Genomic DNA, 26992 nt, shown 5'->3' with positions numbered 1-26992 from the left:
GTTGGACCTTGAACACGGGGGCTTGGTGATGCAGATAACACTCAGCAAATCCTAATATCCAAGTCATTTGAGAGGGAGGCCACAGATGCCCATCAAAGTCGGACAGGACACCGCCAAAACGCGCCGCAGTCTGAGCGTGAATGGTAAATCCATTTCCTATTATTCCATCCCCGCCGCGCAAGAGGCGGGCCTGGGCGATTTCTCCAAACTGCCTGCCGCACTCAAGGTAGTGCTGGAAAACATGTTGCGGTTCGAGGATGACGGGTTCTCGGTCTCGGTCGATGACATTAAGGCTTTTGCCGAATGGGGCGCGAACGGTGGCAAAAACCCCCGTGAAATCGCCTATCGCCCTGCCCGTGTACTGATGCAGGATTTCACCGGCGTTCCCGCCGTGGTGGATCTAGCCGCGATGCGGGACGGCATCAAGGCGCTGGGCGGCGACGCGCAAAAGATCAACCCGCTGAACCCGGTCGATCTGGTCATCGACCATTCGGTCATGATCGACGAATTCGGCAATCCGCGTGCGTTCCAGATGAATGTGGACCGTGAATATGAACGCAACATGGAACGGTACCAGTTCCTGAAATGGGGTCAGGGCGCGTTCAACAACTTCCGCGTTGTCCCCCCCGGCACCGGTATCTGCCACCAGGTCAACCTTGAATATCTGGCCCAGACCGTCTGGACCGACACCGACCAGAACGGTGAAGAAGTCGCTTATCCCGACACGCTGGTGGGCACCGACAGCCACACCACCATGGTCAACGGCATGGCCGTACTGGGCTGGGGTGTTGGCGGGATCGAGGCCGAGGCCGCAATGCTGGGTCAGCCAATCTCGATGCTGATCCCCGAAGTCGTGGGCTTTGAACTGACCGGAGATCTTGTCGAAGGTACAACAGGTACAGATCTTGTTCTGAAAGTCGTGGAAATGCTGCGCGAAAAAGGCGTTGTCGGCAAGTTCGTCGAATTCTACGGCGAAGGCCTGGATCGTCTGCCGCTGGCCGACCGTGCGACCATCGCCAATATGGCACCGGAATACGGCGCGACATGCGGCTTTTTCCCGATTGACGGTGAAACGCTGCGTTACATGCGCAACACAGGGCGCGACGAAGATCGTGTCGCTCTGGTTGAAGCCTACGCCAAGGAAAACGGTTTCTGGCGCGATGAAAACTATGCGCCGATCTACACCGACACCCTGTCGCTGGATATGGGCACGATTGTTCCGGCGATCTCGGGGCCCAAACGCCCGCAGGATTATGTTGCGCTGACCGACGCCAAGGCCGCCTTCACCAGGGAAATGGCCGAGACCTTCAAGCGCCCGATGGGCAAACAGGTTGAGGTCAAAGGCGAAAACTACGGCATGGAATCGGGTAAGGTCGTGATCGCCTCGATCACGTCCTGCACCAACACGTCGAACCCTTACGTGATGATCGGAGCGGGCCTCGTGGCGCGCAAGGCAGCCGCGCTGGGGCTGGACCGCAAACCTTGGGTCAAGACCTCGCTGGCACCGGGGTCGAAGGTTGTATCCGCTTACCTCGAGGCCGCAGGCCTTCAGGAGGATCTGGACAAGATCGGCTTCAACCTCGTCGGATACGGCTGCACCACGTGTATCGGCAACTCGGGGCCAATCCAGAAAGAAATCTCGGAGGCCATTGCGGAAGGCGATCTGGTCGCCACCTCGGTCTTGTCCGGCAACCGTAACTTCGAAGGTCGGATCTCGCCCGATGTGCGCGCCAACTATCTGGCTTCGCCGCCTTTGGTCGTCGTGTACGCGCTGGCAGGCACCATGGATATCGACCTGACATCCGAGCCGATCGGCAAGGACAAGGACGGCAATGACGTCTATATGAAAGACCTCTGGCCAACCCAGCAGGAGGTCGCGGAACTAGTCGAACAGACGGTGACACGCGAAGCGTTCCAGTCGAAATACGCCGACGTCTTCAAAGGTGACGAAAAATGGCAGTCGGTCGAAACCACTGACGCAGAAACCTATGACTGGCCGCCGACATCGACCTATATCCAGAACCCGCCTTACTTCCAGGATATGAGCCCCGAACCGGGCACGATTTCCAACATCGAAGGTGCCAAGGTTCTGGCCATTCTGGGCGACATGGTCACGACCGACCATATCTCACCTGCGGGGTCTTTTGCGACGACCTCGCCCGCAGGCCAGTACCTGATCGAACGTCAGGTTCAGCCGCGTGAATTCAATTCATATGGTTCACGCCGCGGCAACCACGAGGTGATGATGCGCGGCACTTTCGCCAACATCCGCATCAAGAACGAGATGCTGGATGGCGTCGAAGGCGGTTACACCAAGGGTCCGGACGGCGAACAGATGTCAATCTATGACGCCTCGATGGCCTATCAGGCGAATGGCACCCCGCTGGTTGTCTTCGGTGGCGAGCAATATGGCGCGGGCTCAAGCCGAGACTGGGCGGCCAAGGGCACGGCGCTGCTGGGCGTCAAGGCCGTCATCGCCGAGAGCTTTGAGCGTATCCACCGTTCGAACCTTGTTGGTATGGGTGTCATTCCGTTCGAGTTCACAGGAGGCGACAACCGCAAAACCCTGGGGTTGAAAGGGGATGAAACCGTTTCGATACACGGGCTGGATACAATCGAGCCGCTACAGGAAGTCCCCTGCACCATCGTTTATGGCGATGGAACCGAAAAGACCATCACCCTGAAATGCCGTATCGATACCGCGCCCGAGATTGAATACATCGAAAACGGTGGCGTGTTGCATTACGTCCTGCGCAATCTTGCGAAGGCATCGTAACCGATAGCACAGCGCTCAATTCAAACCCCCGGCCATCTGCCGGGGGTTTTTGTATTCTGGTCATTTATTCGAAAACCTGAAACTGTTGGGTAACGTCATCAACGGAAAACCAATCGCCATGAAGAAGCCCAACGCCCTGCTGGTGTGTTCGCTCAGCGTAATTGCAGTGATCGGGATATGGGGTGTCGTGGACATTCAAAGCCTGGTGACCTGGGCCAGTGGCATCGTCCGACAGACCTTCCACAGCCGCGGCTGGTTCGTGATGCTCGCCGCTTCGGGCATGTTGATCGGATGCCTGTTCCTGGCGTTTTCACCCTATGGCAATATTCGCCTTGGTCGGGATGACGAGGAACCAGAGTTTTCCACGGCTACATGGATTTCGATGTTGTTTTCCGCCGGTATGGGCGTCGGTCTTCTGTTTTGGGCAGTGGCAGAACCGTTGACCCATTTCAATTTTATCAACGGCATGGCACCGGATTTCATCGCGGCGCAGCAGGCCATGCTGGCGACGAACTTTCACTGGGGCTTACACGCTTGGGCCATTTACGGTTCAACCGCGCTTTCCATCGCCTTTTTCAGTTTTCGGCGCGGCACCGGAATGATGGTCAGCGCGCCGATCAAAAGCCTGTTTCCCGGCGAACGCTGGGCTGAACGTGTCGGCTGGCTTTCGGATTTCATGGCGATCATCGCCATTGCCATTGGTGTCGGCGGTTCCATGGCCATGGGCGTATTTCAGGTGGCAGACGGCATCGCCGTTCTCGGCGGACGGGAAACCGTCGGCGCCCTTCTGATTGGCGCCGTGTTTCTGGCAATGGTTGCGGCCTATATCCCGGCACTCCTGATCGATCTGGGTCAGGGCATGGCGCGCCTGTCCAATGCCGCCATGCTGATCGCAATCGGCCTTGTTGCCTACACCGTGGTCCTTGGCCCCACCGAATACCTTCTGAATACCATCGTTCAGGGGTTCGGCGACTATGTCACCAATGTCATTCCCAGGGGCTTTCAGACCTTTACGTTCTTCGGCGATGACGTCACCAGATGGTTCAGCGACTGGACCCTTACCTACATGGTCTGGTGGATCGCCTGGGGCCCGTTTGTGGGCGTCTTTGTCGCCCGCATCTCTCGCGGTCGCACGATACGGGAATTCGTGATCGGGGTCCTGTTCGCCCCCACGCTGTTTTCAATCCTCTGGTTCGGCGCCTTTGGTGGCATTGGCCTGTTCGAGGCGCTCAATGGTGCGGGCGAACTGCTGGCCTATACGCAGACAAACATCGAACGCGTGACCTTCGCCCTGCTCGACCGACTTCCACTGTCCGTGATCACCACGCTTGCAACGGTACTGGCCGCCTTTCTGTTCATCGTGACCAGCGTCGTAAGTGCGGCCTTTGTTCTGGGCACCTTCTCGACGGGCGGGGACGAGAATCCCCCGCCGCGCGTCCGGCTGATCTGGGGAGGATTGCTTGGGCTGCTGAGTGTCGCGATGATCCTTTCGGGATCCGTGGACTCGGTGAAGATCCTCATCTCGCTTGGCGCATTGCCCTTTGTCTTCATTTCAGTCCTGCTGATGGTGTGCTTGTTCCGCGGGCTCAGAGAGGAGGGGCAACGCAATGCTGATCGGTGATCTCACGGACACTCTGATGAACCTTGTCACCTTCGCGTTCATCGCGGCAATGCTCTGGATATTGCTGCGCAAGTGACAGCATTTCGACAGCGCAAAAAACAACGTTGAATCCTGGGCGCTTTGCCGGTCATCTGAGTTCATGGAAAAAGTTGCACTGATAACCGGTGGTGCCCGTGGGATCGGGCGGGCAATAGTCGAAGACCTGAGCCGAGATCATTATGTCGCCTTCACCTGGTTGGCCAGCCAGCCCGATTCTGAAGTGCTGAAAGGCGACGTTCTGGCAATTCAATCGGACCTGACCGAAGACAACCAACCCACCCAGGTCGTCAAAAAGGTCATCGATCACTTCGGACGACTGGACGTGATCGTGAACAACGCGGGTCTTGTTCGCGCAACTCCGAAACAAGCGTTCAGGGTTGAAGACCATCGCGCTATTCTTGACCTCAATCTGCTGGCCCCCGCCGCGTTGCTGGCTGCGGCATTGCCGCATCTGAACCGCGGCGCTTCGATCGTCAGCATCTCATCGATGAACGCGACATTGCCACCGCGCGACGCAGTGACCTATGGAGCAAGCAAGGCCGCTTTGAACCTCTGGACACGGGCCATGGCGAAAGAGCTCGGCCCCGAAGGCATCCGTGTCAACGCGGTTGCGCCGGGCGCCATCAACATCCCCGAAGCCCCCCGTCCTGACGATCTGACATCGCTTTTCGTCAGGGAAACGGCGCTGGGCCGGATCGGAACACCCGAAGACATCGCCAGGGTCGTTCGGTTTCTGGCCTCGGACGCGGCGGGGTTCGTAACCGGAGAGGTTCTGGGCGTGACCGGAGGGTATCGCTTGTAAGGTGGCTTAAACCTCGTTTTCCAAATTGCTCAACCGCCCGCAGCCTTTTCCAACGCCGGACGCAGAGTGTTTTCAATCACGCGCTGCGTAATCGGGCCGGCAAAGCGCAGGATGATTGTGCCGTCGCCATCAACCACATAGGTTTCGGGTACGCCGTAAAGACCCCAATCCAATGCCATGCGGCCCTTCTCATCTCGTCCAATCGCGGCGTAGGGGTCACCCAGCTCGGTCAAGAACGCTTGGGCGTTGCCCAACTGGTCTTTGTAGTTGATGCCATAGACCGGGATGCCTTCGGCGGCCAGCGCTTCCAGATTGGGATGCTCGGCACGGCACGGCGCGCACCAGCTGGCCCAGTAGTTGACCAGTTTGACTTCTCCATCCCGCAGCGTGGCATCATCAAACAGCTTCTTTTCCGGAAACTCGGTCAGAACCACGGGCGGAGCCGGTTGGCCTTCGCGGGCAGAGGGCAACGCGTTGGGGTCTTCCCGGAACATACCGATCCCGGCCAACACGGCGAAAGCGCCAAAAATCAAAGGCGGCGCGATCATCAGGGGCGATATCTTAGCCATTGCGCGAAATCCTTTGTTCGATTTTTTCCATCTCAGTGCGTATCTTGCGCCCTCGCATCACGCTGAACACGATCAATGCCACAAGCAGCACGATGGACACGGCATAAGACGACAAAACCGCGTCAGCGTATTTTCCAAGATCGGGGATCATCCGCCCACCCTTTCCCGCGCCTGCAACGCCTTGATGCGACGCGCGCGGATTTCAGTCCCGGTGCGGTACAGCACCAAAGCAATGAACAGCAGAACAAATCCGATGATGCACAGCAACAGCGGATAGAAGTAGATATTGCTGACTTTTTCTTCCGTATCGGTCCCGGTCACGGCAGCCGCTCGCATGACCGATGCGCCCTGATGCAGGCCCTGGTTCCAGAAGTTGACCGCATATCGGCTGAGCAGCGCGAACACGGATCCGACCAGACACAGAACCGAGGTCAGGTCCGCCGCGGTGTCCGGATCCTCGATGGCTTCCCACAACGCGACATAGCCAAGATAGAACAGGAACAGGATCAGAAACGACGTCAGACGCGGATCCCACGCCCACCAGGTGCCCCACATGGGCTGTCCCCAGATCGCCCCTGTCAGCAACGCAATCAGGGTCATCACGATCCCGATCGGTGCAGCCGCCCGCGCCGCCAGCGCGCTGACATGGTGACGTCGCACCAGCCAGACCAGAGAAGTCGCCAGCATCATCAGCCAGCAATTGATCGCCATCAGCGCCGCCGGGACGTGCAGATAGATGATCTTGACCGTCGACCCTTGCTTGTAGTCGTCCGGTGTGAAGAAGAACCCCCAGACCAGCCCGACGACGATGCAGAAGATCGAGACGATCCAGAAAAACGGCAGGACACGTTCACTGGTCGCAAGAAACTTGCGCGGGTTGGCGTATTCCCAGAGGGCATTGGCTTTGGCTGCTATCGACATGGGCCCTATCTAGTCCGAGTTGGGGGTTTTCTCAATTGACATCAGTCAAAGTTGGGACGGTTCACCGCAGATTGATACGTAACACAGTCGCGCTGGCAAAGGGCAACAATGCTATCGTCGCAGCCGTGATCCCTGCCAACATCAACAACGGCGTCTGCACGTCCATCCCCGTTGCCCCACGCCGGGCGACTTCGGCCCCGAAAATCAGGGTGGGGACGTAAAGCGGCAGCACCAAGAGCGACAACAGCAGCCCGCCACGCTTGAGGCCGACGGTCAGGGCAGCGCCGAATGTGCCGATCACGCTCATGGCCGGGGTTCCGATCAGCAGCGAGATGACAAGCCAGAAGAAGCCCGGTGCAGGCAGGTTCAGCAAAACCCCCAGAAAGGGCGCGGCCAGAACCAAAGGCAGGCCTGTGGTCAGCCAGTGGGCCAGCGCCTTGATGGTCACAACTGATTCCAGTGGCAGCGGCGCCGTGGCCAGCAGGTCCAGCGATCCGTCCTCCCAATCCAGCGCCAGAAGACGGTCGAGAGACAACAGACACGCCAGCAACGCCCCCAGCCAGAGCACTCCGGGTGCAATGGTGGACAGCAGCGAGGATTGTGGCCCCACTGCAAACGGCACCATCACGGTCACGATCAGGAAAAAGGCCAATCCCAATCCGAACCCTCCGCCTGCACGGAAGGCCAGTTTCAGGTCGCGCAGCAGAAGGGCGATCACAGGAAGCCTCCGTCGAAATCGTCAATGGGTTTGGGTTTGGCCTTGTTCGGGCCGACGTCCAGAACCTCGCCATCCAGGCCAAGGTCGATATGGGTCGCGATCAGGGCTGACCCGCCCTGCCCCAGATGCGCGCGGACTGCATCGGCGAACATTTGCACCGCATTTCTGTCCAGCGAAACGGTCGGTTCGTCCAGCATCCAGATCGGCCGCCCGGTGACCAGCATGCGTGCCAGCCCCAGCCGCCGTTTCTGACCAGCCGACAGGTTCCCCGCATGGCGGTCCGCCAGCTCGTTCAACTGGAACGCGTCCAGCGCCGTCTGGATGCCGTTGGTGCCAAAGACAGAAGCCCAGAACGTCAGGTTCTCGGATACAGTCAGCGTCGGTTTCAGCCCGTCCGAATGGGACGCATATGCGATCTGGTCTTCCGCGCCCTGGATCTGACCTTCCAGCGGCGGCTGCAACCCGGCCAATGTGCGCAGAAGGGTCGTTTTGCCGATCCCGTTCGGCCCACGCAGAATCAGCGCTTTGCCCGGAGGCAGCTGAAAGCTGAGATGCTCCAGGACGGGAATGCCACCACGGGTGATCGACAGGTCGGTTACTATCAGAGTCATGAGACCCGCTTATCGGAATGTCATCAGAGGCAAAAGGTGGGATTTGCCGCAGTTCGGTTGTGGGAGCTTTGAGCAGAGAGGTCCGAGTGAGGGGCCAGCCCCTCACACACCCCGGGATATTTTCAGCCAGATGAAGGGGTCCCGTCAGACCGGGATCAGAGCAAGCGCTATGCGGCGACCTTCAGAGAGCAAGACATTGTAAGTGCGGCACGCAGCCGGAGAATTCATGATTTCGACGCCGACTCCGGCACTTTCCAGCCGGCTGCGCAAAGACTGGGGAATGTGAGCCATGTCTTTGCCGGTACCGACAAGCAGAACGTCAATTTCATCGGCCAGTTCCAGAAGTGGCTGCGAATCTTCATAGCCGCCCCAGGTGGCAGGTCCTGCGGGACCGGTCAGAACGGCGCCTTCGAACACATCACCGCCGATGCGGAAAAAACCGGGGCCATAGCCATCAACCGGCTTGGCATCTGAAAACGTAACCTGGTTCAGGCGCATTTCTTCCCTCCTTCAATCCAGGATCGGCAAACCGGACACGACGGCTATCAGAATGACCGAATAAGCCGCAGCGCGATAGATCCGTTCGAGCTTTGGATCGAACAGAGCCTTGCCGATCAGTGTGGTGGTCAGATAGGGCAGACCCAGCAGCAGGACAATCCACAGGATCGACAGATCCGCAGCGCCTCCGATCAGGATACTGAAAACGATGGCCACATCCAGCAGCGCCAGGAAGATGATCGTGTTGGCGCGAATCTTGCGCACATCTGAAGAACTCGCCAGATAGAATACGATAACGACCGGGCCGGTCAGTCCGGTCATGCCGCCAATCACGCCCGCGCTGCCTCCGATGGCCAGCCGTCCGGGCACACCCAGTCGTCCCTGCCAGCGCCAGCCAGTGACGATCGCCAACAGGGTCACGCCAGTGATGCCGCAAGCGATCCAACGCAGAACGACCGTGTCGGCCTGTGCCATGACCCAAAGCCCCAGTGGCACGGTCAATGTCGCTGCAATGCCCATCGTGCTGATTTCGGTCTTGTCGCATTCGTGCCACGCCTGCGGCGCCAGCGCAAAGGTCGATACGATCCCGGTGGCCGCCATCAGAAAGACGACATCGGCAATCGGCAGGAATTGAGTGGCCACCGGCACAAAGATCATCGCGGTGCCAAAACCAGTGAAGCCGCGGACAAGTCCCGCGGCTCCGATGGTAAGTATCAACCAACCCAGCCCCGGCAGGGACAAGGCCTGTTGCAACGCCTCAGGCATCGATATTGGCAAACTGGTTGCCCGCCGTGTTGGACGGCTTGGACCAGTCGCGCTTGACCCCCAGCCACAGCAGGATGGTCGAGGCCACGAAGACCGATGAATAGGTGCCCACGATCACGCCCCAGATCATCGCAAAGACGAAGCCGCGGATCACATCGCCGCCCAGAACATAAAGCGAGATCAACGCCAGCAACGTGGTGACCGAGGTCATGACGGTCCGGCTGAGGGTCTCGTTGATCGAAATGTTCAGCACCTCTTTGAGGTCTTTCTTTTTGTATTTCCGCAGGTTCTCACGCACCCGGTCGAAGACGACCACGGTATCGTTCAGCGAATAACCGACGATGGTCAGAAGGGCCGCGATAATGGCCAGATCAAAGCGGATTTGCAGTTCCGAGAAGATACCGATGGTCAGGATCACATCGTGAACCAGTGCCGCCACGGCCCCCAGCGCGAACTGCCATTCGAACCGAAGCCAGATATACACAAGCACCGCGCCGATCGCCAAAGCCACCGCGATGACGGCGGTCTGGATCAACTCGCCCGAGACCTTGGGCCCCACGGATTCCACTGACACGAACTGAATGTCGGGAACAACCTGCTGCAACGCTTCTTCCACGGCGGTGATGGTCGCAGCTTCCACAGCCTCGGCATCTTCTTGCGCCTGAATGCGGATCATCGCGACGTTTTCGTCATCCGCAAAGGTTGGGTCGAAAATCTCGGTGATGGTCACGTCACCCAGTTCCAGAGGGGCGATGGCATCTCGGTATGTGCCCACATCGATCTCAACCGCGCTTTGCGTCCGGATCGTGGTGCCACCTCGGAAGTCGATGCCGAAATTCAGCCCCTGCAACAGGAACGACGTAAAAGCAACCACCATCATCAGGCCGGAGATGCCCAACCAGACCTTCCAGTGTTTGAAAAAATCGAACGAGGTGTTCTGGGGTACGAGTTTCAGTCTCATGTCAAACCTCGATCGTTTTCGGACGGCGGCGTTCGAACCACATCACGACCATCAGGCGCGTCACGAAGATTGCGGTGAAGACCGAGGTCAGAATACCAAGGCCCAGAGTAATTGCAAAGCCGCGCACCGGGCCACTGCCCATGGCAAACAGGATCACGGCGGTGATGAATGTGGTCACGTTCGCATCCAGAATGGCCGACAACGCCTTTTCATAGCCCAGTTCGATTGCGCGCGCCGGACCTTTGGCCGATTTCAGTTCCTCGCGGATACGTTCAAAGATCAGCACGTTGGCGTCCACCGCCATACCAACTGTCAACACGATGCCCGCGATACCCGGCAGGGTCAGGGTTGCCCCGATCATGGACAGCAGACCGAACAACAGGCCCACGTTGATGATCAGCGCGATGTTGGCGAAGATCCCGAACAGACCATAGCTGAGCGCCATGAATACCAGCACCGCGACAAAGGCCACGATGGTGGCGACTTTGCCCGCGTCGATACTGTCCTGCCCCAACTCGGGCCCGATGGTGCGTTCTTCGAGGAACTCCAGACCGGCAGGCAGTGCGCCCGCTCGCAGCAGGACGGCCAGATTGGTGCTTTCCTCAACCGTAAAGTTGCCGGTGATGATACCCGAACCGCCCGGAATATGACTTTGGATCACGGGGGCAGATATCACCTCGTCGTCCAGAACGATGGCAAAGGGGGCTCCGATGTTGTCGCGGGTGTAATCCCCGAATTTGCGCGCACCAGACGTGTTGAACCGGAAGTTGACCGCAGGGCGGCCGTTCTGGTCGAATGCGGGCTGCGCATCCACCAGTTCCTCGCCGGTAACAACCGGAGCGGATTCAATGGTGTAGTAAACACCGCTTTCGTCAATCGACGGCACGATTTCTTCGCCAATGCCTGCAACGGCATCCGGGTCGGTGCCTCGTCCGGCAACCGGGTTAAAGGTCAGCTGTGCCGTAGTGCCGATGATCTCTTTCAACTCACCCGCGCTGCCGATGCCTGGCACCTGAATCAGGATACGATCTGCACCCTGACGCTGAATGGTGGGCTCTCGGGTGCCCACTTCGTCGATCCGGCGGCGGATGATTTCCAACGATTGACGAACCGTGCGGTCGTCCGAGGCCAGTTTTTCTGCCTCGGACAACTGAACGACAATCGTGTCGCCTTCGGCACGTGCCTCGATATCCGTTGCCCCGACACCGGTCAGGGTCTGCACCTGACGGGCAAGACCGCGCACGACTTCCAATGCCCGCGCCATGCCCTCGGGTTGGCTGATGCGCACGCGAATCTCATCGGGAGCCGAATCCTGACGGCGGATCGTCCCGACGGTCGAGCGCTCATCGCGCAGGGCGTCACGGATTTCCGGCCACATCGCCTCCATCCGGGTCTCGTAGACGTCCTGCACCTGAACTTCGGCCAACAGATGTGCACCGCCGCGCAGGTCGAGACCCAGATTGACCAGTGATGAGGGCAACCAGTTCGGCCATTGCCCGGCTTCGGCCTGCATTTCAGGCGTGTCCACGCCCAGCTCTATCGCGGCCTTGGCGTCGTTTGATTGCTCAACCCGCGTGTAAAACGCGTTTGGCAGGGCCATGAGCAGACCAGTCACGCAGACCAGCCAGATCAGAACCCGCTTCCAGGTATCAATTTGCAGCATTACCCTGCCTTTTCAAGGAATTGTAAGGTGGAATTACTTCGCGGGTTCGGTTTTGTTCAGAACCTGAGCAATGGTCGACTTGACCACACGCACCTTTACACCTTCGGCGATCTCAACTTCGATCTCGTTGTCGCCTTCCTTGACCTTCGACACTTTGCCGATCAGCCCGCCCTGGGTGACAACCTGATCCCCGCGACGCACGGCGTCGACCATGGCTTGATGTTCCTTCATTTTCTTCTGCTGCGGACGGATCAGCAGGAAATACATGATCGCAAAGATCAGGATCAGCGGGAGAAACTGGGCGATTGCGCCACCTTCCATGGGATATTCCTTTATTCAGATCTTGCGGCACCGTTCCGCAAATTTGGCCGGAACCTATGCTTTGAAATGCGTGTTTGCAAGCAAAGGTGGTCATGTGACCGGCTGCAACCTGACAAAGGTGCCTCAAGAACCGTTTGAACGTTGCAGATATGTCCTATGCAGATATTTCAGTTTTGCTATAGTCAGACGTCAGGGGGGACAATGAAAACTCGTTACAAGCTGTTCCAATCGTTGACGCTTTTGCTGTCTCTCCTGACCTTGTTCTTGTGCTTGGCAATGCCGCTAAAGGCCCAGGAAGCACCTGCCGAAATCACCGAGCCCGATGCGGAAGAAACCGAAGGTTTCAAGGCACCTGTCATCGTCGACGGCGACATGTTGTTCTTCTTGCGCGGTTCCAGCGCCCTGCCCGCGCCGGAACGGGCCGAAGGCGTTCAGAAGAAAATTATCGAGGTGGCCGAAGCCTCGGAAAGCCCCACGGTCGACATCACCTTTGAAGAGACCGATCTGGGCATACGCATTCGCGCCGACGATGAGATCGTATCCATCGTGACCGTCGCCGATGCCGAACTGGACCAGATGGAGCTGGACGTCCTTAGCTTTCTCCATGGTCAGGCCATCGAAGAGGCCATCCTTGCCTACCGATCCAACCGTACAGAGCAGGCGCGGGTATCCGGTGCGATTGAAGCTGCGGCATGGACCATTGGCTTTGTCGTCTTCGTGCTGGTTATCCTTTGGCTGCACCGGCGGATCAGGCGGCGCACTCTGAAACTGGTAAAGCGTTATTTGCAGGATGTTGAAACGGCGACGGCCAAAAGCGTTCAGGCCGAGGCAATTGCCGCCCTGATCCGATACGGGCTCAACTTTGTCCTGTTGGTCATCTTCTTTCTTGGCTTCTACTACTACCTGTCCTTCGTTCTGCTGGCCTTTGCGGAAACACGCTATTTCGCGCAGCTGCTGCTGACCTATCTGACAGAACCGGTGCTGCTGATATTCAAGGGAATACTCAGCTATATCCCGAACCTGATTATGCTGAGCCTGATCGCATGGGTCACGTTGTACATAATCAAGGGCATGCGCGTGTTCTTCGACGCGGTCGAAGCCGGTTCCTTCGAAATGGGCGATTTTGAAAAGCACTGGGTCAATCCGACGTTCAACATCGCACGGGTTGTCGTGATTCTGATCGCGCTGGTCTTTGCCGTTCCCTACATTCCCGGTTCGGATTCGGCCGCCTTCCAGGGACTGACCATTCTGGTCGGCGCCATGCTGTCGCTGGGGGCCAACTCGGTCGTGTCCAACATGCTGGCGGGGCTGTTCGTGATCTATCGCCGTTCCACGTCAATCGGCGACCGCATTCAGATCGGAGAGCATATAGGCGACGTGGTTCAGATCAAACTGATGGAGACGCATCTGAAATCCATCAAGAACGAGCTGATTTCGATCCCGAATGCCCAATTGATGAATTCGGACGTTGTGAATTTCTCGAAGAAAACCGATGGCAGTGGTTTGCTGCTGCACACGACGGTTGGCATCGGATATGAAGAACCGCCCGAAAAGGTCGAAGCAATGCTGATCGAGGCGGCCAACCGCACCAAGGGGATCAAGGCCAAGCCGGAACCTTTCGTGCTGTGGACGGCGCTGGCCGACTACGCCATCAACTATCAGATCAACGGCTATACCACCCGCGGCAGCATCATTCCGAGAATCCGCTCGGACCTGCATCGCAACATTGTCGCCGTATTCAACGAGAACAAAGTGCAGATCATGACGCCGTCTTACATGGCAGATCCACCGGAACCAAAAATCCCGACAGAAGAATGGGACGGACATCTGGCGCATGAAATCCACGACAAGGTCGATAAGTCGTAACCGGTGCTACACCCCGCCCGACAGATGGTGCATAAGCGGTTTCAGTGATTCACGCATTCAAGGATCTGAGACATGCACGACATCCGCGCCATTCGCGAAAACCCTGCCGCTTTCGACGCCGCTCTAGCGCGCCGTGGGGACGCGCCGGTGTCGTCAGATTTGCTCAGGCTGGACGAAAGTCGCCGCGCCAAGATTCTGGCCGCCGAAACGGCGCAGGCCGAACAGAACAAAGCGTCCAAGGAAGTCGGCGCGGCCAAAGCTCGAGGCGACGAAGCCGAGTTTCAGCGTCTGCGCGCGCTGGTCGCCGAGAAAAAGGCCGAGATCGCACGGATGCAGACCGAGGCCAAGGATCTGGACGCCCTGCTGACAGATCAGTTGATCCGCATCGCAAATCTGCCCGCCGAAGACGTGCCGGATGGCGTGGATGAAAGCGACAATGTCGAGATCAGCCGCTGGGGCACACCGCGTGAACTGGATTTTGCGCCCAAGGAACACTTCGAGATCGAAGCCGTTCAGCAAGGCATGGATTTCGAAACCGCAGCCAAACTATCCGGCTCGCGATTTGTGCTGCTGTCCGGCGGCGTCGCCCGTATTCATCGCGCTTTGGCGCAGTTCATGCTGGATACCCATATCACCGAAAACAGGCTGACCGAGGTGAACGGCCCGGTTCTGGTTCTGTCCGAGATGATGCAGGGCACCGGCCAATTGCCGAAATTTGGCGAAGACAGCTATCAGACCCGCGAAGGCTGGTGGCTGATCCCGACCTCCGAAGTGTCGCTGACCAATATCGTCAACGACACTTTGATCGAGGAAAGCTATCTGCCCCGCCGATACACCGCGCATTCCCTGTGCTTCCGGTCCGAGGCCGGATCCGCGGGCAAAGACACCCGCGGGATGTTGCGGCAGCACCAGTTCGAAAAGGTCGAAATGGTTTCGATCACGCATCCGGACAAATCGGACGAAGAACAAAAGCGCATGCTGCGCTGCGCCGAGGGCATTCTGGAAAAGCTGGGCATTCCTTACCGCACCGTCATCCTGTGCACCGGTGACATGGGCTTTGGCGCCCGCCGCACCTATGATATCGAGGCTTGGTTGCCCGGTCAGGACACCTATCGCGAGATCAGCTCGGTTTCGACCTGTGGTGATTTTCAGGCCCGCCGCATGAACGCAAGGTTCCGCCCCGAAGGTGGCGGCAAGCCGGAATACGTCCATACGCTGAACGGTTCGGGTTTGGCTGTTGGGCGTTGCCTGATCGCTGTGCTGGAAAATGGCCAGAACGCGGACGGCACCGTGACCTTGCCCGAAGTCCTGAGCCCCTATCTGGGCGGCAAACTGACCCTGCAACTGGACGGCACACTGGCCTGAAAAACGCAACCGGCACCACCAGGCGCCGGTTCACAAAGAAAGACGGGGCGAAGGAACTTATTTCTTCGCCTTTTTCTTGTCCTTCTTGCGGTTTTTCTTCTTGTCACTTTTTTTCTCGGCCTTCTTGGCGTCTTTTTTGCCCTTCTTGGCGTCTTTTTTCTTGTCGTCCGTCTTCGGCTTTTTGTCCTTCTTGGACTTTGCTTTCACTTTATCCTTGGCCTTCGAAAACGCGGCTTCCATTTCCTTGCGTTTCTTGGCGGCTTTTTCAGCCTTGGCCTTAGCCTTTTTCTTGGCCGCAGCTTCAGCCTTTTCAGCTGCCGCTTTTTCTTCCGCCGCTTTGCGTGCGGCCTCTTCCGCCCGTTTTTCGGAAGCCGCAGCGGCCACGGTCTTGCGCGCGGTGGCTTTTCGGGCGGCTGGTTTTCGGGCGGCTTGTTTTGCAGCTGTTGGTTTGCGGGCCGCCGGCTTTCGGGCCGGCGCCTTGCGCGCGCCAGGCTTCCCGGCTGCGGGCGTTGCAGCTATTGCCGCTTTTGCGGCTTCGATCAATACAGCGGCGCGGCTCTCTCCGACCCGAGGAACCTTGACCAGATCTGCGGGTGACGCCTTCGCTATCGCTTCTGCGGTCTTAAAGCCATTGGCTGCAAGGGCTTTTTTCAGCGCCTCTCCCACACCTTTAACGTTGGTCACTACGGTCATCCAAGGGTCCTTTCTCCATCGCCCTGCCTCATCGCAAATACACTGGATATGCACATCCGCAAGTTCAGCGCTTGCCTTCCCAAAACCAATGGATCAGCTATGCGCCAGCCCAGCGGTTCGGTCATTTTTCGGGAACGGCACGAGGCGTTTCGCATCCTCATCCCAAAGCTTGAGGTTCAAAGCCGCTACTGCCTCGGGGAACTTGATCCGGCGAGGGGTGAATTCAGGCGGCAGGTTATAGTGGCAGGCCCGCAACCGATAAGATGGGATACGTGCATTGAAATGGTGGATGTCATGTAGCGTGATGCAGGCTACGGCGGTATCGAACCACCATCCGAAATCCAGCGCGGAAGACCCATGAAGCGCCGCGGTCTGCGGGTTCAGATCAGGGCGGCGATCCCAATAGGTGTCTTCAAAATTGTGTTGCAGATACACAAGGAACACACCCAGCATTCCGCCCAGGAAAGAAAACACCAACCAGACCCAAATACCGGTCATGCCCGCGATCAGATACAACAGGCCCAAAAATACGATGATCGAGGCATTGTGCAGCAAAACGCCTTTGACACCGAAACGAACAGTGTTCTTGGGCCAGCGATAGCGAATGAAGTATGTGAACAGGGCACCGACCGGCACCAGAATGAAGGGGTTTCGGTACAGCCTGTAAAACAAACGTGTTTTCCAGTCCGCGTTATTCCATTCCCGCAACGTCATGGTGTGAATTTCACCGGTCTCGCGATGCTCGAGGTTTCCGATCCCAGCATGGTGCAGATTGTGGTTCTGCTTCATCACCTCGAACGGCGCAAAGGTGAAGGGGGAAAGACCGTGCCCCGCCCATTCGTTCTGCATTCGCGTTTCAAACAGCGAATGGTGCCCGCAATCATGTTGCAGCACATAAAGGCGCACTGCCGAAAAGGCGAAGACGATCCCGGCCGGGACCATGATGTACCAGCGATCCACGAATATGATAGCCACAGCCAGCGATGCGAAATACACCGCAAACGTGCTAAAATAGCTCAGTGCAGCCAATCTGTTGTCCTGAACTGCATAGTGTCTTGTGTATTCCCTCAGATCCATCCAGTCCGCTCCCCACGATGGCCCTGTTATAATCCGTTCAAAATCCAGGCGCGGATTGACCGCGTGAAAACAATGCATGTGCTGACAGATGCACACACGTGAATGCTAGCGCGCAGAACAGGGGCTGTCACGCCCTCAGAGCGAAAACGCTGAATATTGGCGCAGTTACGCGCTTGCGTGACGATCACAGGCACCGAAAAACACGCCCCTGACAACAGGGATGCGCCCGAAGAACAAAGCCCCGCAGTGTCTCGGAACGCTTCAACAGTATTCACATGCCTCCGAGTTGACGCATGGGAAACTTCCGGTCAGAGCAAGAAGCAGTGTTTTAAGGCCTATTGATTGACTTTATCGAGAAATATATTGCCATTGGCGCCATTAATCTGCGCCGCGCTTGCGGGGTGCTCGTATAACGGTTTTGGCACCTCATCCACAGCCGCCATCGTGACCGGCAATACAGTTGTGCACGAGTTGCGTGGTCGCGGGCTGCACCTCGATTCAGGACCGCAGTTTGGTCTATGGGGAACGCAGCGGCGTGAACATCGCGTTACGCTCTGATCCTGCCAAGGCCCTGCCTGTCGAAGTCAATGCGGGTGTACAGCGCCGCGTGACAACGCTGGTTCCGCCCATATCGCGCAATCAAAACAAACGACCCGATGACGAGGCGGTCAGTTTGGTTTCGACATTTGACCTGACCTATGACAATGCCGACGCTTCCAAAGGTCTTTTCGGAGGTCGAACGCGAATTGCATCGATCTTCACGACCGACTCGGCCGCGGCCGAACTGGCGACGGCCATTGAACAGGGCAATGGGACGTCAGAGGGTATCGCCAACGCCGCAGAAGCGAACCGCGCATTCGTCCTTGGGCACGATTAAATCAGTCTGCCTGTGTCATCAAAGCCCTGATTCCGGTGCGCAGCTTACCCGCGCCCCTTCAGATGCTTGGCCAATGCGCCCGCGTTTTTCTTGCGCCGCCCCTTGTAAGGGTTCTTGTCCCCCTGCCCGCGCAGAGTCAGGCGGATCGGTGTTCCGGGCATGTCGAAATCCTGCCGTAAACCGTTCACCAGGTAACGGGTATAGCTTTCTGGCATCTTGTCGGGATGCGAACACATCACCACGAACCCCGGAGGTCGGGTCTTGGCCTGCGTCATGTAGCGCAGTTTGATCCGGCGTCCCTGTGGGGCTGGCGGCGGATGTTGTTCCAGCATGGCGGTCAGCCAGCGGTTCAGAGCGGCAGTCGGCACCCGACGGTTCCAGACGTCATGGGCGCGCAGGATCGCGGCGCGCAAGCGCTCCAACCCCCGACCCGTCTTGGCGGAAACCGTGATCAGCGGCGCGCCGCGCAGTTGCGGCAGCAGCCGATCAAACGACTCTTTCAACTCGCGCAGCTTTTCCTGTTTGTTGTCCTCGATGTCCCACTTGTTGACCGCGACGACAACGGCCCGGCCTTCGCGCTCGGCCAAATCGGCAATACGCAGGTCTTGCTGTTCAAACGGGATCGCGGCATCCAGCAATACAACGACGACCTCGGCAAACTTCACCGCGCGCAGACCGTCCGACACGGAAAGCTTTTCCAGCTTTTCCTGTACTTTTGCTTTCTTGCGCATCCCTGCGGTGTCAAAGATTCGCATCGGAGTGCTTTCGCCGTCCGGGTCCGCCCAGTCGATTCGCAAACTGATTGCGTCACGCGTGATGCCAGCCTCTGGTCCCGTCAACAGACGGTCTTCGCCAATGATCTTGTTGATCAAGGTGGATTTGCCCGCGTTGGGACGCCCCACCACCGCAACCTGCAAAGGCTTGGCCGCGGTGATCAGCGGCGTCTCGCCCTCACCGTCTTCGTCCAGCTCAATTTCCGTTTGCGGGGCTTCCTCGACCTGTTTTTCTTCTGCCGCATCCGCCAGAGGCATCAGCTGCGCATACAGGTCCGTCATCCCTTCACCGTGTTCGCCTGACAAGCGGACCGGTTCACCCAGACCCAGATTGTAAGCTTCCAGAACACCCGCATCCGCGGCATTGCCTTCGGCCTTGTTGGCCGCAAGGATCACGTGCTTGGACCGTTTGCGCAGGATCTCGGCGAACATCTCATCCGTTGGTGTCACACCCACGCGCGCGTCGATCATGAACAGGCAGACATCAGCCATGTCCACAGCACGTTCCGTCAAGCGGCGCATCCGACCCTGAAGACTGTCATCCGTCGCGTCCTCAAGACCCGCCGTATCAATCACTGTAAAGCGCAGATCACCCAGACGCCCTTCGCCTTCGCGCAGGTCACGCGTCACGCCGGGCTGGTCGTCGACCAGGGCCAGACGTTTGCCAACAAGGCGGTTGAACAGGGTGGATTTGCCCACATTCGGGCGCCCCACGATGGCGAGGGTCAGCGACATGATACTCAACTTTCAAGACTCAAGAAGCGCCCTTTAGCGCATCTTGCCGTCAACGGAAAGCGTGTAGATCACCCTTGGAGGAAACGACATACAGCGTTTGCCCGGCGACAACCGGCGCCGTTGTTGCGCCTCCGGGGACTTCGACCTGGTGAACCAGTGCTCCGTTAACCGGATTGAAGAAGCGCAGATACCCGTCATTGGACGCAATCACAATACGGCCTCCGGCCAGGATCGGACCGTAATGTGCAAAGATCGGCCCGCGACGGCCTCGCTTGTCCTTGACAAAGCTTGGCAGATCCTGCGCCCAGATGACCGAACCATCGGCCGCGTTCAAGCGCACCAGCTGACTGCGGTCACTGATCAGGAAAATGCTGTTGCCCGCGGGCCAGACAGTGTCGACCGCGCCTTCATCGGCGGTCCAGCGGCGTTCACCGGTGGCGGCGTCAAAGGCTACGGTCCGGCCAGAATGGTTGCCGATAAAGATTGTGTCTCCGACAACCATCGGACTGCCGGTCACGTCAACGATCTGCGCGGCGGCCCGCCCCCGCCGCCCGCCTACGACCGACGCATTCCAGCGACGGATTCCGCCACGGCGGAACGTAGCCGCAACATCGCCGGACCCAAATGCAAACACTGCCAGGTCCGAAGCGATCACCGGTGCCGGAGCACCCAGGACGTTACCGACGCTGGGCGTGCCTTCGATTTGCCAGGCAATTTTGCCATCCTTGGCATTGATGGTCCAACCGGTTTCGTCACCCGCGACCAGGTACAACAGCCCGTCATTGACCATCGGCGCGCCGCTCCCGGTTGCTTCCAGTCGCTTCTGCCAGCGCACTGCACCCGTTTTTGCGTCCAGTGCGGTCAGTCGCCCAAACCCGGACGACACATAGAGAACACCGTCCGAATAGGCCATGCCCCCACCTGTGGCGTCCGCATCGCCGTCGCTTGGCGGAATCAGGTCGGTATCCCAGGCCAACTGGCCCTGCGGAGTAACCGCTGACACGGTCGCCCCCGCATCCAGCGTATAGATCAACCCACCCGCAACCACCGGTTCGGCGGTGATCCGTTGCTTGCGCGAGTCGCCCTGCCCGATGGAAGCGGACCAGATCCGCTGCGGCGTGGCACGCAAGGCCGCGTTCGTGGTGCGGTAAGCAGCCGTCCCCGGGCTTTGCGGCCAGCTGGCATTCGCCTTTTGAGCCGGCAGGCTAATGGGCTGAGAGCCGCTTTTTTCCACCGTTTCCAGATCAGACGCCGGACGGATGTCCTCACGTTCTCCGGGCAGGATCGCTTCGGGAGGTTCACAGGCGGTCAATGCGGTCAAAGCCAGTGCCGCAACCGGCCATCCCGCGCGGGAAATAATTCTTGTTACCATGGTGTTCCGAACTCGCCTGTCATAAAGTCTTTTGTCCCGCCTGGTCAGCCCTGTTGCGCCACCAATGGCTCGGGTTCGCCGCCCAAAGCGACTATCAGCTGGGCCGCACGCTGTTGCAGATCAATACCGACCTCGGCGTCTTGACGCAGCGCTTGCAAACGGTCCAGTGCCGCATCGACATTGCCCTCGGACACGTCAATCAGGGCCAGTTGCTCTTCGGCCAGCAGACGCAAAGGCGCACCGGGCGCAGCCAGCGCCTCAAACTGTTGTCGACGGTCGGCAGCAGGCAAGGTGTCGCTTTGCAACAACAGCGCCTTGAAGCTTGCGATCGCGCGATAAATCTCGGGCAGGTCCCCCTGCATAGCAACCGCGTTCAGGCTGTTGACTGCTTCGTCGCGCGATCCGGCCTCTACCTGCGACGCAGACAGCAGCATCTTCAATACTGCATCCCCGCCCGGCGACTGCGCCTCGATATCCCGCAACCCGGCTGCCCGAGCATCTGAATCGTTTTCCGACAGAGCTGCCAGAATCGAGTCACCCAAAGCCTGCGCCTGCGCCGTGTCGCGGGACTTGCGGTATTCATTGAATGCAGCCCCGCCAACAATCAGCACGACGGCCGCCACACCAACCCAGCCCCAGCGGCGCAGCAGCAGATACATCCGGTCACGGCGTACCTCTTCCGTGACCTCATCAATGAAACTGTCGGTGTCGCTCATTCCTGCCCCCTGGGCTGTGTGTCTTGCATAAGTGCGCCATGTCATACCCCGGCACCAACGCCAAGCCAAGGGTCCGATTTTGCGCATTTTCACCGCTTGGCTTCTCTCTTGCGAAAAAAACCAAACCGAACTATTCAGTTTAGTGTGGAAATTACACGGCCGACGCCCCATTTCATAGCGAGACAGGCCCGCTTTTGTTGGCACCGAATTCTAGGAGAAATACTGTATGCGTTTGATTTCTTTCATCAACGCCCTTCTGGTTATTGTTGCGCTTTATTATCTCGTTTTTGAGCGCGACTCTTTGTTCGCCTTCGCCGGGCGTGGGGACACGGAAGAAGCCGCGCAGACAGAAGCCGTTGAATCCGACGATACCGATATTGCTGCCGTTGGCGTCGTCGCCCTGCGATCGCAGGCGCGCGAAATTGACAGTGCGGTTCTGCTGCGTGGACAAACCAAGGCGAACCGGCAGGTCGAAGTTCTGTCTGAAACCACATCCACGGTCATCTCGGAACCCAAGCGCAAAGGTGCCTTTGTCGAGGCCGGGGATGTTCTGTGTGAACTCGACCCCGGCACGCGCCCGGCGCAACTGGCCGAGGCACTGGCCGGCAAACTCGAAGCCGAAAGCCGCATTCCCGAGGCTGAAGCCCGCTTGCAAGAGGCGCATGCCCGTGTGGCCGAGGCCGAAATCAACCTGACCGCGTCGCGCAAACTGGCGGAAACCGGGTTTGCTTCGGAAACCCGCCGGATTTCCAGCGAGGCTGCGATGAGCACTGCCAAAGCAGGTGTAAAATCCGCCGAAGCCGAGCTGGAGGCCACCCGGGCCGGAATCGAAGCAGCCGCAGCCGCCGTCGAAGCCGCGCAGCGAGAGGTTGGCCGCCTGACCATCAAGGCCCCGTTCAAGGGCCTGCTGGAAAGTGACACCGCCGAATTGGGCAGCCTGATGCAGCCCGGATCCCTTTGCGCAACCGTCATTCAGCTCGATCCGATCAAACTGGTCGGGTATGTTCCGGAAACCGAGGTCAACCGTGTCCAGGTGGGGTCCGAAGCGTCGGCAACACTGGTCACCGGTCGGCAGCTTGGCGGCCGCGTCACGTTCCTCAGCCGCTCGGCGGATGAGACAACACGCACCTTCGAAGTTGAAATCACGGTTCCGAACCCGGATCTGACCATTCGCGACGGTCAGACCGCGACCATCCGCATCGCAGCCGAGGGCACCAAGGCGCACCTGCTGCCTCAATCCGCACTGACCCTGAACAACGAAGGTCAACTGGGTGTCCGTACGGTCGGTACCGGCAATGTCGTCGATTTCATGCCCGTCCGCATTCTGCGTGACACGGCAGAGGGCGTGTGGATCGACGGCCTTCCCGAAACGACGGATATCATTGTTGTCGGTCAGGAATTCGTTACACGCGGAGTAACCGTTGCGCCGACCTATCGGGAAGCATCACAATGACCGGTATCGTCGCATGGGCCGCCGATCGGGCCCGAATGGTATTGGCGTTTATCGCCATCTCGCTGGTTATCGGTGGATTTGCCTATGTCTCGCTTCCGAAAGAAGGCGAGCCGGATATCGAAATCCCCGCCCTGTTCGTTTCAGTGCAGTTTCCCGGGATTTCCGCAGAGGATTCTGAAAACCTGCTGATCAAGCCGATGGAGACCGAACTGGCGGATCTCGACGGGCTCAAGGAAATGACCTCGACCGCGGCCGAAAACTATGCAGGGGTCGCGCTGGAATTTGACTTCGGTTGGGACAAGACCGCGATCATGGCCGATGTGCGTGACGCGATGAACACAGCTCAGGCGGACTTCCCCGAAGGCGCAGAGCAATACTCCCTGACTGAGATCAACTTTTCCGAATTCCCGATCGTCATCGTGAACCTGACCGGTCCCGTACCCGAACGCACGATGGCCCGTGTCGCCAAGGATCTACAGGACGATCTTGAGGCTCTGGATTCCGTTCTCGAAGCCGGTATCGCAGGCAATCGCGACGAGATGCTCGAGGTCGTGATCGACCCGCTGCGGCTTGAGGCGTACAACGTGACGGCGGACGAACTGATCAACGTGGTGCGCAACAACAACCAGTTGATCGCGGCCGGTGAGGTTGAAACCGCACAGGGCACCTTTTCGGTCAAGATACCGTCGTCGTTCAAAACCGCACAGGATGTTTACGGCCTGCCGATAAAGGTCAATGGTGACCGGGTCGTTACATTGGGTGAGCTGGCACAGATCAACTACACTTTCGAAGACCGCGAAGGGACAGCCCGTTTCAACGGTGAATCGACCGTTGCGCTGCAAGTGGTCAAACGCAAGGGATACAACCTGATCGACACCGTCGCGCAGGTGAAAGAGACCATCGCCCATGCAAAGACCAAGTGGCCGCCCGAGCTTCAGGCGGCGGTTGACCTGGGCACATCGAACGACCAGAGCCGCATCGTCGGCTCGATGGTCAGCCAGCTTGAAGGCTCGGTTCTGACCGCGATCGCGCTGGTGATGATCGTGGTTCTGGCCTCGCTGGGGACGCGGGCCGCCCTGTTGGTGGGTTTTGCGATCCCGACCTCGTTCCTGCTGTGTTTTGCGTTTCTCGCCGTCATGGGCGTCAGCATCTCGAACATCGTGATGTTCGGCCTCATCCTCGCTGTGGGGATGCTGGTGGACGGTGCCATCGTGGTTGTGGAATACGCCGACAAACGCATCAAGGAAGGCGTGGGCCCGATGCACGCCTATGTCGAGGCGGCCCAGCGCATGTTCTGGCCCATCGTGTCCTCGACCGCAACGACGCTGTGTGCGTTCCTGCCCATGTTGTTCTGGCCCGGTATTCCCGGCGAGTTCATGGGAATGCTGCCGGTCACGCTGATCTTCGTTCTGTCGGCGTCGCTGATAGTTGCGCTGATCTATCTGCCGGTCATGGGCGGTGTGTCCGGCCGCCTGAGCCGCCTCTTCGATCGGTCTTCGACCTGGTTGCGGGCGCGCACGCCATGGTGGGTCCGGGTGCTGATGGTGCCGCCGTCGCTGTACATGATCTTTCTGGGCGCGATGCAGGTTCTGAACCCCAACTACCTGCTGCCCGGGGGCTCGATCGCCGGGGCGCTGCTGTTCCTGTTCGGGGCGTTTGCCGGGTCCGTAACCCTGAGCGCGGCCAAAATTGAACGCGCCGAAGAGGACCACGTTCATACAGCGGACGAACACACGTTTTTTGGCCACGTCGTTCGGTTCCTTGTCGGCAATCCGATCATGCCGATCGTTTCACTGCTGACGGTTTTCACGGCGGTGTATTTCGTGGCCTTCGTCTGGTTTCCTCAGGAATCCCGCGGGGTTGAATTCTTCGTGGAAAGCGAACCTGAACAGGCCACCGCATATGTGCGTGCCCGCGGGAACCTTTCCCTGGCGGAAAAAGACGCGATGGTTCTTGCTGCCGAAGAGATCATCGGATCTCATCCCGCGGTCATCAATGTCTTTGCCTTTGCCGGCGAAGGTGGCCTGAACCAGAATAACGGTGGCGCTCAGGCGCCCGCCGATACAGTGGGCCGAGTTCAGTTCGAAATCATCCCGTGGGAAGATCGTCCCAACATCTCGGAATCCGCTCTGTGGGGCCTGTTCGAGCGGCACTTCGTGGCGCCCGAATATGACGGCGACTTCGTGATTGATGAACTGAATGCCCAACTTGCAACGATCCCCGGTATCATCGTCGAGATTCTTCCCTTGGAGCAAGGCCCTGCTTCAGCCAAGCCTGTGCATCTGCGCATCAAGGGTGACGGGTGGGAAGACCTGACCTCGGCAGCGATCACCGCCCGCGAGGTTTTCGACACCACGCCGGGCCTGATCAAGACCGAAGACACCCTGCCCCTGCCCGGCATCGACTGGCAGATTGACGTGGATGTCGCCAAGGCCGGTCGGTTCGGAGCCGACGTGGCCACGGTTGGCGCCATGGTCCAGTTGGTCACGCGCGGCATCCTTCTGGGCGAAATGCGCCCGGACAGCAATGATGAAGAGATCGAAATTCGCGTTCGTCTGCCGGAAGAAGACCGCGTTTTGTCGACGCTGGATGCGCTCAAGGTCCGTACCCCGGACGGTTTGGTGCCCTTGTCGAATTTCGTGACACGTAAACCCGTGGCCAAGCTGGCCGAGATCAACCGCGTCGATCAACAGCGGTACTATGACGTCAAAGCGGATGTCGAACCGGGGCTGAGCAAGGTCGTGACCGAAGGCCCCGATGGAAAACAGGTGCGGCTGGCTGTCGTGCGTGAAGTGGCGGAAGGTTACACACCTACTGGCACGGTGCTGAACGCGGCGGGCGGAAAATCATACGAACTGGTTCAACTGACCGGTGCAGAAAGCGTCGATCAGTTGCGCGGCGTGATTGAAGACGGGGATGCGCAGTTTGCGCTGATCAACCCGAACGAGCGTATTGCGGTGTTGACGGAATGGCTGGAAACCGGCCCGTTCGCCAACGCAATCAGCTGGGAATGGACTGGAGATCAGGAAGAGCAGGAAGAATCCGGCGCCTTCCTCGTGAACGCGTTCATGGGCGCCCTGGGGCTGATGTTCGTGATCCTGCTGGCGCAGTTCAACTCGTTCTACAATTCGGTTCTGGTTCTGCTGGCGGTGGTTCTGTCCACCACCGGGGTTCTGATCGGCATGATCGTGATGGAACAGCCCTTCTCGATCATCATGACCGGGACCGGCATCGTGGCGCTGGCGGGTATCGTGGTGAACAACAATATCGTTCTGATCGACACCTATCAGGAATACAGCAGCTATATGCCGAGGATCGAGGCGATCATCCGCACCGCGGAATCGCGTATCCGCCCGGTTCTGCTGACCACACTGACAACGATGGCCGGTCTGACGCCGATGATGTTCGGCTTGTCGCTGGATTTCATCAACGGCGGCTATTCCATCGACAGCCCCACCGCCCTGTGGTGGAAGCAGTTGGCCACGGCTGTGGTCTTTGGTCTGGGCATCGCAACTGTCCTGACGCTGATCGTCACCCCGTCGCTTCTGGCACTGCGGGTCTGGGTGACGACCTATGCGATTTGGCTCAGCCGCGTTCTGGCCCGTGTGACTGCCGGTCGCTCCAGCCAGATCGCGCAGGACATGGCGATTGGGCGCTCTGCCCGCAAGGTGCAGGCCACCGAAATCGTGTGGGAAGACGATATGCGTTCCGAAGAACCGGAACAGGACAGTCGATCAGATCAGTCTGACCGCCCCTCCGGCCCGCCGCTGAAAGCTGCTGAATAAGAAGAGAAGGACCGG

Annotated in this window: 23 protein-coding genes; 8 read left to right on the top strand and 15 right to left on the bottom strand. The window is 58.7% G+C overall.

All coding sequences use genetic code 11. The features are described 5' to 3' along the window. The first annotated feature begins 85 nt into the window (after window positions 1–85). The 3 genes from acnA to ACR0DJ_RS04680 all read left to right on the top strand — a co-directional run bounded on the left by acnA (window position 86) and on the right by ACR0DJ_RS04680 (window position 5238). Window positions 86–2776, top strand: coding sequence for an aconitate hydratase AcnA (acnA, locus tag ACR0DJ_RS04690; RefSeq protein WP_480684046.1), 2691 nt, complete (start codon window positions 86–88; stop codon window positions 2774–2776). A gap of 118 nt (window positions 2777–2894) precedes the next feature. Beyond that, complete coding sequence (locus ACR0DJ_RS04685; RefSeq protein WP_257598964.1) at window positions 2895–4397, top strand: BCCT family transporter; 1503 nt, start codon at window positions 2895–2897, stop codon at window positions 4395–4397. A 139-nt stretch (window positions 4398–4536) separates the two neighbouring features. Next, window positions 4537–5238, top strand: coding sequence for an SDR family NAD(P)-dependent oxidoreductase (locus tag ACR0DJ_RS04680; protein WP_480684044.1), 702 nt, complete (start codon window positions 4537–4539; stop codon window positions 5236–5238). Between the two features lie 29 nt (window positions 5239–5267). Here ACR0DJ_RS04680 and ACR0DJ_RS04675 read toward each other — a convergent pair whose 3' ends face one another. The 10 genes from ACR0DJ_RS04675 to yajC all read right to left on the bottom strand — a co-directional run bounded on the left by ACR0DJ_RS04675 (window position 5268) and on the right by yajC (window position 12265). Then, window positions 5268–5807, bottom strand: coding sequence for a DsbE family thiol:disulfide interchange protein (locus ACR0DJ_RS04675; protein ID WP_170343893.1), 540 nt, complete (start codon window positions 5805–5807; stop codon window positions 5268–5270). Continuing rightward, window positions 5800–5958, bottom strand: coding sequence for a heme exporter protein CcmD (gene ccmD, locus ACR0DJ_RS04670; RefSeq protein WP_170343892.1), 159 nt, complete (start codon window positions 5956–5958; stop codon window positions 5800–5802). The genes ACR0DJ_RS04675 and ccmD overlap by 8 nt, the downstream gene beginning before the upstream one ends. Then, window positions 5955–6728: a heme ABC transporter permease gene (locus ACR0DJ_RS04665; protein WP_480684042.1), complete on the bottom strand. Its 774-nt coding sequence runs from the start codon at window positions 6726–6728 to the stop codon at window positions 5955–5957. The genes ccmD and ACR0DJ_RS04665 overlap by 4 nt, the downstream gene beginning before the upstream one ends. Before the next feature lie 61 nt (window positions 6729–6789). Then, complete coding sequence (gene ccmB, locus ACR0DJ_RS04660) at window positions 6790–7446, bottom strand: heme exporter protein CcmB (RefSeq protein WP_171231405.1); 657 nt, start codon at window positions 7444–7446, stop codon at window positions 6790–6792. After that, window positions 7443–8057: a heme ABC exporter ATP-binding protein CcmA gene (ccmA, locus tag ACR0DJ_RS04655; RefSeq protein WP_170343889.1), complete on the bottom strand. Its 615-nt coding sequence runs from the start codon at window positions 8055–8057 to the stop codon at window positions 7443–7445. Before ccmA ends, ccmB begins: the two co-directional genes overlap by 4 nt. Before the next feature lie 144 nt (window positions 8058–8201). Further along, complete coding sequence (locus tag ACR0DJ_RS04650; RefSeq protein WP_480684041.1) at window positions 8202–8555, bottom strand: Mth938-like domain-containing protein; 354 nt, start codon at window positions 8553–8555, stop codon at window positions 8202–8204. 12 nt (window positions 8556–8567) lie between these two features. Further along, the gene (locus ACR0DJ_RS04645) at window positions 8568–9320 is read right to left on the bottom strand and encodes a sulfite exporter TauE/SafE family protein (RefSeq protein ID WP_480686228.1); all 753 of its coding nucleotides are present in this window, start codon (window positions 9318–9320) and stop codon (window positions 8568–8570) included. Further along, entirely contained in the window at window positions 9313–10281 is a 969-nt protein-coding gene (gene secF / locus ACR0DJ_RS04640; protein ID WP_170343887.1) for a protein translocase subunit SecF, read from the bottom strand. Before secF ends, ACR0DJ_RS04645 begins: the two co-directional genes overlap by 8 nt. 1 nt (window position 10282) lies before the next feature. Then, window positions 10283–11944, bottom strand: a complete 1662-nt coding sequence (gene secD, locus ACR0DJ_RS04635) for a protein translocase subunit SecD (protein WP_480684038.1) — start codon at window positions 11942–11944, stop codon at window positions 10283–10285. A 33-nt stretch (window positions 11945–11977) separates the two neighbouring features. After that, window positions 11978–12265: a preprotein translocase subunit YajC gene (gene yajC, locus ACR0DJ_RS04630; RefSeq protein WP_117868574.1), complete on the bottom strand. Its 288-nt coding sequence runs from the start codon at window positions 12263–12265 to the stop codon at window positions 11978–11980. Window positions 12266–12466: 201 nt separating this feature from the next. Here yajC and ACR0DJ_RS04625 point away from each other — a divergent pair, with 201 nt between their 5' ends. Both ACR0DJ_RS04625 and serS read left to right on the top strand, forming a co-directional pair. Continuing rightward, on the top strand, window positions 12467–14131 hold the full coding sequence (locus ACR0DJ_RS04625) for a mechanosensitive ion channel family protein (RefSeq protein WP_480684037.1): 1665 nt from the start codon (window positions 12467–12469) through the stop codon (window positions 14129–14131). Between the two features lie 72 nt (window positions 14132–14203). Then, window positions 14204–15496 carry a serine--tRNA ligase gene (serS, locus tag ACR0DJ_RS04620; protein ID WP_480684036.1) on the top strand — a complete coding sequence of 431 codons (1293 nt, stop codon included), beginning with the start codon at window positions 14204–14206 and terminating at the stop codon, window positions 15494–15496. 57 nt (window positions 15497–15553) lie between these two features. On the opposite strand, the gene ACR0DJ_RS04615 is transcribed toward serS, so the two are convergent. Together ACR0DJ_RS04615 and ACR0DJ_RS04610 are read right to left on the bottom strand one after the other, a co-directional pair. Continuing rightward, a complete protein-coding gene (locus ACR0DJ_RS04615; protein WP_480684034.1) occupies window positions 15554–16189 on the bottom strand; it encodes a helix-hairpin-helix domain-containing protein in 636 nt (211 codons plus the stop codon). Between the two features lie 93 nt (window positions 16190–16282). Next, on the bottom strand, window positions 16283–17266 hold the full coding sequence (locus tag ACR0DJ_RS04610) for a fatty acid desaturase (RefSeq protein ID WP_480684033.1): 984 nt from the start codon (window positions 17264–17266) through the stop codon (window positions 16283–16285). Between the two features lie 511 nt (window positions 17267–17777). On the opposite strand from ACR0DJ_RS04610, the gene ACR0DJ_RS04605 reads away from it, so the two are divergent. Beyond that, window positions 17778–18143 (top strand): hypothetical protein, encoded by a 366-nt coding sequence (locus ACR0DJ_RS04605; RefSeq protein WP_480684031.1) that lies wholly within the window; start codon window positions 17778–17780, stop codon window positions 18141–18143. 44 nt (window positions 18144–18187) lie between these two features. On the opposite strand, the gene der is transcribed toward ACR0DJ_RS04605, so the two are convergent. The 3 genes from der to ACR0DJ_RS04590 are packed head-to-tail and all read right to left on the bottom strand — an operon-like array spanning window position 18188 to window position 21739. Next, the gene (der, locus tag ACR0DJ_RS04600) at window positions 18188–19651 is read right to left on the bottom strand and encodes a ribosome biogenesis GTPase Der (protein ID WP_480684030.1); all 1464 of its coding nucleotides are present in this window, start codon (window positions 19649–19651) and stop codon (window positions 18188–18190) included. A gap of 49 nt (window positions 19652–19700) precedes the next feature. Continuing rightward, window positions 19701–21023 (bottom strand): PQQ-like beta-propeller repeat protein, encoded by a 1323-nt coding sequence (locus ACR0DJ_RS04595; RefSeq protein ID WP_480684029.1) that lies wholly within the window; start codon window positions 21021–21023, stop codon window positions 19701–19703. A gap of 44 nt (window positions 21024–21067) precedes the next feature. Further along, a complete protein-coding gene (locus ACR0DJ_RS04590; protein WP_480684028.1) occupies window positions 21068–21739 on the bottom strand; it encodes a hypothetical protein in 672 nt (223 codons plus the stop codon). 226 nt (window positions 21740–21965) lie between these two features. Between ACR0DJ_RS04590 and ACR0DJ_RS04585 the strand changes: the two genes are divergently transcribed. Both ACR0DJ_RS04585 and ACR0DJ_RS04580 read left to right on the top strand, forming a co-directional pair. Continuing rightward, on the top strand, window positions 21966–23192 hold the full coding sequence (locus ACR0DJ_RS04585) for an efflux RND transporter periplasmic adaptor subunit (protein ID WP_257598976.1): 1227 nt from the start codon (window positions 21966–21968) through the stop codon (window positions 23190–23192). After that, window positions 23189–26977 carry an efflux RND transporter permease subunit gene (locus ACR0DJ_RS04580; protein WP_480684026.1) on the top strand — a complete coding sequence of 1263 codons (3789 nt, stop codon included), beginning with the start codon at window positions 23189–23191 and terminating at the stop codon, window positions 26975–26977. The genes ACR0DJ_RS04585 and ACR0DJ_RS04580 overlap by 4 nt, the downstream gene beginning before the upstream one ends. Window positions 26978–26992 lie beyond the last annotated feature (15 nt).

The sequence above is a fragment of the Ruegeria sp. BF10 genome (assembly GCF_056538725.1).
Note: the sequence above shows the minus strand (reverse complement) of the source record. Positions and strands in the feature narration are given on the sequence as shown.

Bases quoted from the DNA above. Each gene is read 5' to 3' on its own strand.
- acnA (WP_480684046.1), top strand. From the start codon at position 86: ATGCCCATCAAAGTCGGACAGGACACCGCCAAAACGCGCCGCAGTCTG.
- ACR0DJ_RS04685 (WP_257598964.1), top strand. From the start codon at position 2,895: ATGAAGAAGCCCAACGCCCTGCTGGTGTGTTCGCTCAGCGTAATTGCA.
- ACR0DJ_RS04680 (WP_480684044.1), top strand. From the start codon at position 4,537: ATGGAAAAAGTTGCACTGATAACCGGTGGTGCCCGTGGGATCGGGCGG.
- ACR0DJ_RS04675 (WP_170343893.1), bottom strand. From the start codon at position 5,807: ATGGCTAAGATATCGCCCCTGATGATCGCGCCGCCTTTGATTTTTGGC.
- ccmD (WP_170343892.1), bottom strand. From the start codon at position 5,958: ATGATCCCCGATCTTGGAAAATACGCTGACGCGGTTTTGTCGTCTTAT.
- ACR0DJ_RS04665 (WP_480684042.1), bottom strand. From the start codon at position 6,728: ATGTCGATAGCAGCCAAAGCCAATGCCCTCTGGGAATACGCCAACCCG.
- ccmA (WP_170343889.1), bottom strand. From the start codon at position 8,057: ATGACTCTGATAGTAACCGACCTGTCGATCACCCGTGGTGGCATTCCC.
- ACR0DJ_RS04650 (WP_480684041.1), bottom strand. From the start codon at position 8,555: ATGCGCCTGAACCAGGTTACGTTTTCAGATGCCAAGCCGGTTGATGGC.
- ACR0DJ_RS04645 (WP_480686228.1), bottom strand. From the start codon at position 9,320: ATGCCTGAGGCGTTGCAACAGGCCTTGTCCCTGCCGGGGCTGGGTTGG.
- secF (WP_170343887.1), bottom strand. From the start codon at position 10,281: ATGAGACTGAAACTCGTACCCCAGAACACCTCGTTCGATTTTTTCAAA.
- secD (WP_480684038.1), bottom strand. From the start codon at position 11,944: ATGCTGCAAATTGATACCTGGAAGCGGGTTCTGATCTGGCTGGTCTGC.
- yajC (WP_117868574.1), bottom strand. From the start codon at position 12,265: ATGGAAGGTGGCGCAATCGCCCAGTTTCTCCCGCTGATCCTGATCTTT.
- ACR0DJ_RS04625 (WP_480684037.1), top strand. From the start codon at position 12,467: ATGAAAACTCGTTACAAGCTGTTCCAATCGTTGACGCTTTTGCTGTCT.
- serS (WP_480684036.1), top strand. From the start codon at position 14,204: ATGCACGACATCCGCGCCATTCGCGAAAACCCTGCCGCTTTCGACGCC.
- ACR0DJ_RS04615 (WP_480684034.1), bottom strand. From the start codon at position 16,189: ATGACCGTAGTGACCAACGTTAAAGGTGTGGGAGAGGCGCTGAAAAAA.
- ACR0DJ_RS04610 (WP_480684033.1), bottom strand. From the start codon at position 17,266: ATGGATCTGAGGGAATACACAAGACACTATGCAGTTCAGGACAACAGA.
- der (WP_480684030.1), bottom strand. From the start codon at position 19,651: ATGTCGCTGACCCTCGCCATCGTGGGGCGCCCGAATGTGGGCAAATCC.
- ACR0DJ_RS04595 (WP_480684029.1), bottom strand. From the start codon at position 21,023: ATGGTAACAAGAATTATTTCCCGCGCGGGATGGCCGGTTGCGGCACTG.
- ACR0DJ_RS04590 (WP_480684028.1), bottom strand. From the start codon at position 21,739: ATGAGCGACACCGACAGTTTCATTGATGAGGTCACGGAAGAGGTACGC.
- ACR0DJ_RS04585 (WP_257598976.1), top strand. From the start codon at position 21,966: ATGCGTTTGATTTCTTTCATCAACGCCCTTCTGGTTATTGTTGCGCTT.
- ACR0DJ_RS04580 (WP_480684026.1), top strand. From the start codon at position 23,189: ATGACCGGTATCGTCGCATGGGCCGCCGATCGGGCCCGAATGGTATTG.